Source organism: Paenibacillus mesotrionivorans (genome assembly GCF_046098205.1).
Classification (GTDB): Bacteria; Bacillota; Bacilli; order Paenibacillales; family NBRC-103111; genus Paenibacillus_AR; species Paenibacillus_AR mesotrionivorans.
Window position 1 is genome coordinate 1 of sequence record NZ_JBJURJ010000029.1, and the last position, 10,667, is coordinate 10,667.

14 protein-coding genes and 1 rRNA gene are annotated in these 10,667 nt (G+C 50.0%); 3 read left to right on the plus strand and 12 right to left on the minus strand.

The genetic code is table 11. The annotated features are described in order from the left end of the window. The 3 genes from ACI1P1_RS28860 to ACI1P1_RS28870 all read right to left on the minus strand — a co-directional run. A 16S ribosomal RNA gene (locus ACI1P1_RS28860) occupies nt 1-72 on the minus strand; the annotation flags it as partial. A 312-nt stretch (nt 73-384) separates the two neighbouring features. Then, complete coding sequence (locus ACI1P1_RS28865; RefSeq protein WP_416220061.1) at nt 385-606, minus strand: hypothetical protein; 222 nt, start codon at nt 604-606, stop codon at nt 385-387. A gap of 110 nt (nt 607-716) precedes the next feature. Then, on the minus strand, nt 717-1,325 hold the full coding sequence (locus ACI1P1_RS28870) for a stage II sporulation protein M (RefSeq protein WP_416220062.1): 609 nt from the start codon (nt 1,323-1,325) through the stop codon (nt 717-719). 129 nt (nt 1,326-1,454) lie between these two features. On the opposite strand from ACI1P1_RS28870, the gene pdaB reads away from it, so the two are divergent. After that, the gene (pdaB, locus tag ACI1P1_RS28875; protein ID WP_416220063.1) at nt 1,455-2,216 is read left to right on the plus strand and encodes a polysaccharide deacetylase family sporulation protein PdaB; all 762 of its coding nucleotides are present in this window, start codon (nt 1,455-1,457) and stop codon (nt 2,214-2,216) included. A 216-nt stretch (nt 2,217-2,432) separates the two neighbouring features. Beyond that, entirely contained in the window at nt 2,433-3,257 is an 825-nt protein-coding gene (gene gerD, locus ACI1P1_RS28880) for a spore germination lipoprotein GerD (RefSeq protein WP_416220064.1), read from the plus strand. 219 nt (nt 3,258-3,476) lie between these two features. Here gerD and ACI1P1_RS28885 read toward each other — a convergent pair whose 3' ends face one another. The 4 genes from ACI1P1_RS28885 to ACI1P1_RS28900 all read right to left on the minus strand — a co-directional run bounded on the left by ACI1P1_RS28885 (nt 3,477) and on the right by ACI1P1_RS28900 (nt 7,405). After that, on the minus strand, nt 3,477-4,583 hold the full coding sequence (locus tag ACI1P1_RS28885; RefSeq protein WP_416220065.1) for a P-loop NTPase: 1,107 nt from the start codon (nt 4,581-4,583) through the stop codon (nt 3,477-3,479). Nucleotides 4,584-4,636: 53 nt separating this feature from the next. Next, entirely contained in the window at nt 4,637-5,395 is a 759-nt protein-coding gene (gene cwlD / locus ACI1P1_RS28890) for an N-acetylmuramoyl-L-alanine amidase CwlD (RefSeq protein ID WP_416220067.1), read from the minus strand. Nucleotides 5,396-5,494: 99 nt separating this feature from the next. Next, nucleotides 5,495-6,685: a sulfate adenylyltransferase gene (sat, locus tag ACI1P1_RS28895; RefSeq protein ID WP_416220068.1), complete on the minus strand. Its 1,191-nt coding sequence runs from the start codon at nt 6,683-6,685 to the stop codon at nt 5,495-5,497. 27 nt (nt 6,686-6,712) lie between these two features. Next, nucleotides 6,713-7,405, minus strand: a complete 693-nt coding sequence (locus ACI1P1_RS28900; RefSeq protein WP_416220069.1) for a phosphoadenylyl-sulfate reductase — start codon at nt 7,403-7,405, stop codon at nt 6,713-6,715. Nucleotides 7,406-7,682: 277 nt separating this feature from the next. Between ACI1P1_RS28900 and ACI1P1_RS28905 the strand changes: the two genes are divergently transcribed. Beyond that, complete coding sequence (locus tag ACI1P1_RS28905; protein ID WP_416220070.1) at nt 7,683-8,033, plus strand: DUF898 family protein; 351 nt, start codon at nt 7,683-7,685, stop codon at nt 8,031-8,033. 123 nt (nt 8,034-8,156) lie between these two features. Here ACI1P1_RS28905 and rpsI read toward each other — a convergent pair whose 3' ends face one another. From rpsI to ACI1P1_RS28930, 5 genes are all read right to left on the minus strand, one after another. Beyond that, complete coding sequence (rpsI, locus tag ACI1P1_RS28910) at nt 8,157-8,549, minus strand: 30S ribosomal protein S9 (RefSeq protein WP_113022632.1); 393 nt, start codon at nt 8,547-8,549, stop codon at nt 8,157-8,159. A gap of 18 nt (nt 8,550-8,567) precedes the next feature. Continuing rightward, complete coding sequence (gene rplM, locus ACI1P1_RS28915) at nt 8,568-9,005, minus strand: 50S ribosomal protein L13 (protein ID WP_416220071.1); 438 nt, start codon at nt 9,003-9,005, stop codon at nt 8,568-8,570. Nucleotides 9,006-9,221: 216 nt separating this feature from the next. Beyond that, on the minus strand, nt 9,222-9,986 hold the full coding sequence (truA, locus tag ACI1P1_RS28920) for a tRNA pseudouridine(38-40) synthase TruA (RefSeq protein ID WP_416220072.1): 765 nt from the start codon (nt 9,984-9,986) through the stop codon (nt 9,222-9,224). 149 nt (nt 9,987-10,135) lie between these two features. Then, the gene (gene rplQ, locus ACI1P1_RS28925) at nt 10,136-10,501 is read right to left on the minus strand and encodes a 50S ribosomal protein L17 (RefSeq protein ID WP_416220073.1); all 366 of its coding nucleotides are present in this window, start codon (nt 10,499-10,501) and stop codon (nt 10,136-10,138) included. A gap of 81 nt (nt 10,502-10,582) precedes the next feature. Beyond that, nucleotides 10,583-10,667 (minus strand): DNA-directed RNA polymerase subunit alpha C-terminal domain-containing protein (locus tag ACI1P1_RS28930; RefSeq protein ID WP_416220127.1); only part of this gene is annotated, 85 nt, incomplete at its 5' end.

Sequence of the window (10,667 nt, forward strand, 5' to 3'; positions counted from 1 at the left end):
AACCCGCTCGACTTGCATGTATTAGGCACGCCGCCAGCGTTCGTCCTGAGCCAGGATCAAACTCTCCATAAAAGTGGCCCCGAAGGACCGTTATGTTAGAGCTGATTGCTCAATTGTTCAAACGTTTGGCTTCATTGTTTTGCTGCTCGTTGTTCAGTTTTCAAGGAGCTCGCTTGTTTCTTCGTCGTTCTCTTCTTCAAGAGGCGACTTTTTTAATATACCACATTGTTACTCAGTAATGCAAGCTTTTTTTAAAACTTTTTTTGAATCGGGTTTTTCATGCACATTCTTTCAAAAACCTGTTTCATTCGCGAGAAATAACTTACCATGGACGCTCTCATAAAGTCAAGCATAAATTTCATTTATAATTTCTTGAAGCTTTACTTATTGATGCTGCATCCGGTTCCTTGCATATTTGGAAATATCCTTAGGTGATGCAAGGCGTGCATACATACGGAAGATAATTTTATATCTGGCTTCAATAGCGGTCTTAATGTCATGATCCATTCTTTTATCATTCAGGTCAAACAGCATTTCGTCCAATTCCTTGCGCAGTACATAATCCAATTCTCTGCATTCTCTGTCGTTGAACAAAAAACCCAACATGGTTTAGCTCCCTTCAAGCAACAAGGAATTATAGGTGTGTCGTCTTACTGTTATGTACAGATATTGGATTTTTTATGAACCGAAAAGAGAATTAGATATCAAATTTTTTATCAGCTGACCAACCGCAGGGTAACCATGCTCTCTATCAATGCGGCGGCCATCAGCAGGAGGGCTACAATAATGACAAGAGGAACAGATACCTTCAGCATCTTGATAAATGCGGCATTATTAGCTGCTCTTCTGGTCGGCGAGAACAGAAAGAAGAAGCTTTTGAACATAATCGCACCGAACTTGATCCCGAAGGCACATGCGAGAATAAAAGCCGGCAGTTCGATAATGCCATGAGGAAGGATAGCCAGAATAAACGACCCCCAGCCCTTGTCCGGAACATTCTGATGCGCCAGATACCCCATGATCAGTCCGTTGGAGAGTAGGCTGTAAAGCGGAATAATCCCCAGCATCACACCGGAATAGACCATAAACACCGATACCAACACATTATTCACCAGAATAAAAGCAAGCAGTCTCCATTGGTAGTGCTCATGCCCGCCAATGTTGTTAACCATGTCTGTAAGCTGTTTAATTTGATTGTCCAGCAGGAACTGGAATTGCCCCGGCTCCGAATAGCCCAGATAAGCGCCAACCAGGAAAGTAGCCGCTGCAGCGATTAAATAATGCTTCATTTCTTTGATTGCTTGAACCAGATTACGCCAACTCATATCCCCTAAAGACCTCCCTTTAATAGACATAACCAAGTTGTACGGGCATACATTGGTAATAAAGAAATCGACCAAGCCCCACCTGTTGCTTTTTTACGGACAAGTGGGGGAAACCAAGGAGGCCCGGCAATGAATATGTTCTATGTTTTCCATGCCAAAAAAGTAAAAAAAGTAATTATTGCAGCGGCGGCCTGTTTTTTTGCGGCGGGTATTATCTATGCGGAGGCAGAGAATATTACGGTATTCACCACCCAAAGCGAACCCGCGGCTATATACAGTGTCCAGACGGAAAAGAAGGTCGTCGCACTTACCTTTGACATCAGCTGGGGGGATGTGCAGCCTGAGCCCATCGTCAAGCTGCTCCAGGACAAGGGTGTGAAGAAGTCCACCTTTTTCCTTTCCTCACCCTGGGCCAAGACCCATCCCCAAATTGTGGACAAAATCAATAAGGCCGGTTTCGAAATTGGAAGCCACGGCCATAAGCATGTGAATTACAGCAGCCTGGAGGAAAAGGATATCCGTACCCAGCTTCAAACCGCTCACGGGATTCTGACGGAGGTTACCGGCAAGTCTCCGCAGCTTCTTCGTCTGCCCAACGGCGATTTCGACAAAAAGGTGCTGCGTGTGGCCAATGATCTGGGGTACAAGGTCATCCAGTGGGATACGGACTCCATGGATTGGAAAGCTGCAAATGCCAAGGATATCGTTACCCAGGTTACCTCCAAGGTGCATCCGGGTGACATCGTTCTTCTTCATGCCAGTGATTCGGCAAAATATAACCAGGAGGCGCTGCCTCAATTGATCGATGAGCTGCGGGCACAGGGCTACGATTTTGTCAGCGTGTCCGAGCTTCTGGAGCAATCCTCCGTATCCTTCAAGCAGGCGGAATAAACCGACTTGATTTTGTACAATAGTATACTATCCACCGGAAAAGCGGTTATGCCAAACCGCTTTTTTTGCGTTATCCCACCTTGTTTCCCCAAGGAAAAATTCTAGTTAATTGTACCAACCTTCTCAGCAAAAAGCTATTCGCCTCCTTCATGAAACCAACGGAAGTCACACATACTAACGCCATACTATCCGAAGGAAGGGAGCTTAAACCGGACTATGACAGCCAAACGAATGCTGCTGATCCCCGCCCTCCTGCCTGTTTTGCTGCTCATCTCCTGCGGCAGTGAACAACAGCAGTCATCACAGCCGCAATCCTATAAGGATATGAAGGCAATGGTTCTAGATGTCCTGAAGACGGAGGATGCGCAAAAGGCTATGTCTACCGCCGCCAAGAATCAGGACAAGACCCTCCAGCTTCTCTCCACCGGCGAGGGCCAGCAAATACAGCTTGCCGTTAAGGAACTGTTAACCACGGAAAACCATGGCCTCAAGATGCTTGAGGCCACCATGACTGACCCGAAATTTGCCGGAGAATTTGCTAAAGCCGCGCAGAAGAATCTGAAGCAGATTGAGAAGGATTTACTGAAGGATCCGGAATACCAGAAAAATTTGTTCGAGGCGTTGAATAACCCGGATTATCAGAAGATTATTCTCGAAACCATGAAGAGTCAAAAATACCGGCAGCAAATGCAGGAGGTTGTTCGGGAATCGCTGCAAAGCCCCTTATTTAAGGCGGAGCTGATCGCCATGTTCCAAAAAGCGGTGGCTGAAGAGATGAAGCCCAAAGACGATAAAACACTGACCATTACCTCGGAAAGCGGAAAAGACGGGCAAGGTGGAAAACAGGGCGGCGGCCAAGACCAGGAGCAAGGCGGAGGAAAAGGCCAAGAAGGCGGAAGCAGCGGTGGAGGTGGAGGAGACAGCGGAAGCGGCGGAGACCAGCAAGGGCAGGATGGCGGAGGTCAAGAGGACCAAAGCAGCGGAGACGACAGCTCCGAAGATCAGGAAGACCAAAGCAAATCCAAGGAAAAGAAAAAATAAAAGCAAAGGGCTGGACGGCGGGAAGCCGTACAGCCCTTATTTTATGCAGATGAAGCTTAGAGCGTGTCTGTAAACTCGCTTGAGGGCACCTTTTAGCGCCTTTTCGTCCCTGACTTCGTTACTTTCCCTTGACGTACCCCCGGTACGCCTACGGGCAAGTGCCTTGCCAGGAACGAATATTCGCTACAATTTGCTCCCCTCGGAGTTTTCAGACACACCCTATGATTGGCTCTCCAGCTTCTCGATAATACGCCGGGCCATCTTGGCGTACAGCTCACCGGTTTCGGAATCGGCTTTGTAGACAGAGGGAGAATAATCGGGCTCGGACAAATGATTATCCGGTGCCCCTAACGGGATTTGGGACAGAATTTCCGTGTGCAGCTCTTCAGCCAGTTTGGCCCCGCCGCCGCGGCCGAAGATATAGGCTACTTCTCCGGTTTTATCTGTGTAATACGCCATGTTTTCCACAACGCCCAGAATTTCGTGGTCCGTCCGTAACGCCATAGAACCTGCCCGTGCAGCCACAAACGCTGCCGTTGCATGGGGAGTGGTTACAACAATCTCCTTGCTGTGGGGAATCATCTGGTGAACATCCAGGGCTACATCCCCCGTTCCCGGAGGCAAATCCAGGATCATGTAATCCAGCTCGCCCCAATTAACCTCGCTTAAAAAATTGCGGAGCATTTTGCCCAGCATAGGTCCCCGCCAGATCACCGGAGCATTATCCTCCACGAAGAAGCCCATGGACATCACCTTCACGCCGAAGCGCTCTACCGGAATGATCTTGTTGTTATCCATCGCGGGACGATCTTCAATGCCCATCATATCCGGAACACTGAAGCCATAAATATCCGCGTCGATAATGCCTACCCGTTTGCCTTCCCTGGCCAGAGAAACCGCTAGATTCACGGTGACGGTAGATTTACCCACTCCGCCCTTGCCGCTGGCTACTGCAATAAAGGTCACTCCGGAATCACGGCCGAGAAGCTCAGAACGTCCTGTAGCAGGCGATTGGGTCTGCTGACGCTGGTTTGATTCCCCTTGGGGCTCTTGGAGCCTGCGGGCGATCTCCTGGCTTTCCGCCTCTGTAATCGTCCGGAACCGGACATGAACGTCCTGGATGCCAATCCGGCCCAGCCCCTCCTGCACATCCTGACGGTATTGGCTTTTGAGCGTTTCGCTGTCCTCGGTCAAAACTACCGTCAGATTCACCCGGGAATCCTTGGTCATGATGTCTTTTACAAGGCCCAGCTCTGTCAGGGGACGGTTGTAAGTGCCGTCGTATACATGCTTCAGTGCGTCAAACACTTGCTCTTTGGTCACCATAGTTGCACCTCTTATGGGCTTGTCTGTATTTACGCCACCATTATACCACAATTTTACGGTTCGCCTATTTGTTCGCCCGTGGAATATCTGAGCACACCCTGGTATATCGCCGCGGCCACCTTCTTTTGATAGCTCTCCTGTCCCATAAGTCTTGCCTCCTCGGGATTGGAGAGAAACCCAACCTCCACCAACGCACCGGGGATGGATACTGCCTTCATGGGATAGAACGTATCATTTTCCTTGGCCAACCGGTCCGTATTCTCCAGATTCCGCTTCAGCTCCGACTGAATATGGGTTGCCAGTATTTTGCCCCCCGGCTTGGCGGAATTATAAAAGGTTTGTGCGCCATGCCACTTGGGCGAGGGAATGCTGTTCAAGTGAATGCTGATCATCAAATCGGCATCCGCTTTTTCAATAAGCTTGGCGCGCTGCACCAGATCCTCCGTTTTCCGTTTGCTGTAGCCCTTGGTCCCCGGAGCAGCCAGATCCTTATCCTCCTCGCGGGTCATCACCACAATTGCTCCCGCCTCCTGCAAATAATCCCGCAAATGTTTGGCAATAGCCAAGTTGACGTCCTTCTCGTCCATCCCTTCCTTGCTGGAGGCGCCACCGTCCGGGCCGCCATGTCCGGCATCCACTGCAATTACCTTGCCGGACAATGGCAGAGTCCAATAATCCCAAGTTTCACTGTGGGGAAGCTCATAGCTCAGCATAAAAACGGTCAGCACCGCCAGAGCCGCTGCAGCAGCCAGCTTCAGCAAACCTTGTTTGTTTGTCCAGATTATAAGCCGCTTCCGTTTCCATCCGCGCATCAAAAAATCCACCCCGCATCCAATAGATTCTCTAAGAATCTTATGGACAAAGGTGGATCTTTATACCTGAAACTCGTCTTATTGGCGGGACATTCCCTATTAAAGCTGGGATTCGGACAAGGACGCGTCCATCTCCTTCATGCCCTTGATCAGAATCTGGGCTACCTCCGGCCGGGTAAACTCGGCAGGGGGGCAGATCCCGTCGCGCAGCATGGCGCGCACCTTGGTGCCGGAGAGATGCATGTGGAAGGCCTTGTCATGCGGACAGGTTTTACTGGAGGCCATATTGCCGCACTTGGTGCAGAAGAAGCTGTGCTCGAAAAACAGGGGAGTGATGCCCAGCTCTTCTTGTGTAAAGTTGCGGAAAATCTCCTGTGCCTCGTACGTCCCGTAATAATCGCCTACGCCTGCATGATCGCGGCCCACAATAAAATGGGTGCAGCCGTAATTTTTGCGGACCATAGCATGGAAGATCGCCTCCCGTGGACCCGCATAACGCATTGCCGCCGGGAAAACGCCGAGAAACGCCCGATTGCCGGGGTAGTAATTATCCAACAGGACAAGGTAACTCTCCATCCGGATTTCAGCGGATATGTCGTCAGATTTGGTTTCGCCCACCAGAGGGTTAAGAAACAAGCCATCCACAATCTCCATGGCGCTTTTCTGGATGTATTCATGGGCCCGGTGAACCGGGTTGCGGGTTTGGAAGCCAACGACGGTTTTCCAGCCCCTGGAGACGAAGATCTGTCTCGTTTCAGCAGGTGTAAAATAAAACTCCTCAAACTTCTCCGGCTGCGGCCGATTGAGCACCTGTATGGGTCCGCCGATATACGTGTTGGGCCGGGAGAAGAGCTTTTGCACGCCAGGATGGGCGCTGTCAGCGGTTTTGAAGACCTTGAGAGCCTCGTTCTGCTGGTCCGCCGTGTAAATGCTTCTGATGTCCAGAATGGCGTATACCACCCCATCAAGCTCACCCACAAGAGCCACTTGCTGACCGATCTCCAGCATTGCTGCACGTTTCTGTTCGACTGCCAGCGTTATCGGAATGCTCCATACAAGCCCGCTGGACAACCGCATGGATTCCACGACGGATTGGTAGTCCTTTTCTTCCATAAAACCGGTGAGCGGGGAAAAGCCGCCTACAGCAATTAAATCGATATCTGAAATCGTCCACTTATTTACCGCAATAACGGGTAAAGTTGCAGCAAGCTGCAGCAGCTCCTCCCGTGCATTCCCCTCTACCAGCCGGTTAATCAATGTGCCGCCGTGTGCCTGTATAGTTTCACTCACTTGGTATGGCTCCCTTCATCCTGTTCTTTATTTGTGCAGTCCGCATTCAGTCTTCTCGTGGCCGGCCCAGCGGCCTGCACGGGGATCCTCACCCGGAAGCACCTGACGGGTGCACTTCTCGCAGCCAATGCTGGGATAATGCATGTCGTGGAGCGGATTGTAGATCACATCATTGGCACGGATATAATTCCAGACATCATCGCTGGTCCAGTCGGCGAGAGGATTAAACTTCACCAGACCGAACTTCACATCATACTCCACCTTCTTGGCGTTCGCCCGTGTAGGAGCCTGATCGCGGCGGATGCCGGTAATCCATGCTTCATACTTCCCGAGTATAGCAGTCAGAGGCTCTACCTTGCGCAGATTGCAGCACTCATTAGGGTTCGATTTCCACAGTTCCTCTCCGTATTGGGCCGCTTGAGCCTCCAGAGTAAGCTCTGTTCCTGCTCTGACGAATTGGAGGCCATAATGGGAAGCCAGCTTATCCCGAGTCTCATAGGTCTCCTTAAAGTGCAGATCCGTATCCAGGTAGAAGATATCCGTCTTGGGGCTGACCTTTTGGAGCATATCCACCAATACCACGTCCTCCGCACCAAAGCTGCATGCCAGGGTGATGTTGGGGAAGGTGTCTACCGCCCACTTCACGAGCTCCTCCGGAGTTTTATTCTCAAATTCCTCAGCGGCTTGGGCAATTAATGCTTCCTTCTCGAATAAGTTCATGGTTAGTATAACCTCCGAATCATTATTCCTACTAAATTCATGTGATTTATTAGGTTTTGCTATTATTTTAATAAGCTGCAGTCATAAAGTCAATCTTTTTTTCAGGTTGGTAAAAACTCAGTCGACAATGGTTTAATATATGTCAAAAGCCCAGTATAGGTTCGATTTTCCAATGCATTTTGCGGAAGCCTGTCCACAAATTGTTAGCAAATTCGACACTTTCATGTAAGCGCTTTTACCGTTATATTTATTCAGAGATTAATTTGGGAGGGGCCTTATGAGTTCAGTTGTAGTGGGTCATGCAGTGCAGCCAGGAATTTCTGGCCGGGAGAATTCTTATTTTGACGGGGGATTATTGCAGTACGTGGGGTTGAAGATCGTCGGTGCCCTTATTACTATTTTTACCTTTGGAATTTGCTACCCCTGGAGCTTCACAATGATTTACCGGTGGAAAATTGAGCATACCGTCATCAACGGGCGCAGAATGAAATTCCACGGTACCGCTATTGGCCTTTTCGGAAACTGGATCAAGTGGTTCCTGCTTTCCCTGATCACATTGGGTGTTTATAGCTTTTGGCTGTTCATTGCACTGGAAAAGTGGAAGGTCAAGAATACCTCTTTTGAATAAATGAAAAAATCCTCTGCCGGATTGGCGGAGGATTTTTTTGTGATATGGCCTATCCAAGCAAAAAAAGAAAAACCCCCGGTCCAAATAGACCGGAGATTTGCAATCCCTTGCGGGATTTGGATATTAACGCTTGGAGAACTGAGGAGCACGACGGGCTGCTTTCAAGCCGTACTTCTTCCGTTCCTTCATACGAGGGTCACGAGTCAGGAAGCCAGCGCGCTTCAGAGAACCACGGAGCTCCGGGTCAGCCTTCAGCAATGCGCGGGAGATGCCATGACGGATTGCTCCGGCTTGTCCGGACATGCCGCCGCCGTTAGCGATAACCAGCACATCATATCTGCCCAGAGTTTCAGTCAGGTTCAGAGGCTGCTTTACGATCAGCTTCAGTGTTTCCAGACCAAAATATTCGTTAATGTCGCGCTTATTGATTACGATTCGTCCTTCACCCGGAATCAAACGTACACGTGCTACCGAGTGCTTACGACGACCTGTTCCATAGTATTGTACAGTTGCCATGAAATGGTCCTCCCCTTATTATCCGCGAAGTTCCCAAACTTCGGGTTGTTGAGCTTGATGCGGATGCTCGGCACCAGCGTACACTTTAATTCTTGTCTTCAGAGAATCACCCAGACGGTTCTTCGGCAGCATGCCGTGAACAGCCAGCTCGATCATCCGGTCCGGCTTGTTCTTCAGCATTTCGCCTGCGGAAGTAGCCTTCAAACCACCCGGATAGTGGGAGTGACGGTAGTACATTTTTTGAGTGAGCTTCTTGCCGGTCAGTTCGATTTTGTCAGCGTTAATTACGATAACGAAATCGCCGCCGTCCACATGAGGGGTGAAATCCGGTTTATGTTTACCGCGAATGATACCGGCCACTTCACTGGCCAGACGGCCGAGGGTTTTGCCTTCGGCGTCTACGAGATACCATTTGCGTTCGGCTGCATTGCCTTTAGGCATATATGTCGTACGCATCTTGATCCTCCTAAGAGTTATTGCGCCAGTACATCTGGCATCATTAGCAATAATAATATATACGTATAAAAGCACACAATCAGCAAGCTGACTTGCGGCCATTATGCGGTAGTACGATACTGCAGGGTCGGTTGCTTCACAACTCGGGGCAAGTGGGGGTGCCAGTTGTGAAACACCAACAATTATGATACTACACTCTCTGCCAAATGGCAAGCATTAATCGTACTCGACTCGCCATAAAGTTAAACCGTGTGCTTCAGCCGTCGGACCCGCCAGACGCCGGTTTTTGGCTTCCAGAATTCTTTTCATGTCCTCAGGCCGACGTTTTCCTTGCCCGATTTGGATTAGCGTTCCCGCCATAATCCGGACCATATTGTAGAGAAATCCGTTTCCGGTTATTTCAAAATGGATCGAGCGCGCTAATTCGTCCCCCGGCAGCGGATCATGCAGGACAAGCAGATCGGCATCATAAATGGTTCTGACCCTTGAATCCTTATCGCATCTGACGGTGCAAAAGGAAGTAAAATCATGGGTTCCCTTTATATACGTCAGTGCTTCCTTCATTGCCGCGGTATCCAGCTTCCTATGATCATGAAAGCGGGTACGGGTATAAAACAAATCCGGAAATTTGGAATTTTGGATCACGTAACGGTATGTCTTCAATTTAGCGGACCGGCGGGCATGGAAGTCAAGGGGCATTTCCCGGGCCTCATAAACCACGATGTCGTTGGGAAGCCTTGTATTAAGAGCAATGCTCCACCGTTCGACGGGGATAGTCGACTCTGTATGGAAATGCGCCACTTGAGCCCTGGCATGCACACCGGCATCGGTACGTCCGGACCCGTGCAATTTGACGGTTTCTCCAGTCAACAGCCGGATTGCCGCCTCCAGGTGATCCTGAACGGTATTGCCGCCGGGCTGTGTCTGGAAGCCGTAATAGCCGGTTCCGTCGTAGCCGATTACCAAGGCAATGTTCCTCACATGTACCTCCACAAGCCATAACATCCCCACAAAGGCATTTCATCCATTCCTGGCGCCGTACTCTTGCGGGGACCGGCAATTACAAAAGGCGTGAATGCAAAAAGGGCTTCATCAGAATCTACGATTCCGTCCACCCTCTTCCCATTGTCTTACGCCCGGTCAACCAATTCAAGATATACCATAGGAGCAGCGTCGCCGCGACGGGGACCCAGCTTCATGATACGGGTATATCCGCCTTGACGTTCGGAATAGCGGGTTGCCAATTCCGTGAACAGCTTTTGGATCGCATCTTGATCTTCAGTCGCTTTCTCTCTGCGAACAAATGCTGCGACCTGACGACGAGCGTGCAGATCTCCGCGCTTGGCAAGAGTGATCAGCTTTTCGGCGATGGAACGAACTTCCTTCGCTTTAGCTTCAGTTGTTTCGATGCGTTCATGTATGAACAAGTCAGTGACCAGATCGCGGAAAAGAGCTTTTCTCGCGCTGGAGTCACGACCCAACTTTTGGTATGCCACTATTGTTCCCTCCTTAAAATCCTTTTGCTGGCTTTGAGTTACCCCAAAGCGCTTCGTGGCAGGCCGAAGGTCAAGCAGGTCTTAATCTTCTGTACGAAGTCCCAGTCCCAACTCTTCCAGCTTCTCCTGCACTTCCTCCAAAGACTTGCGGCCCAGGTTGCGGACC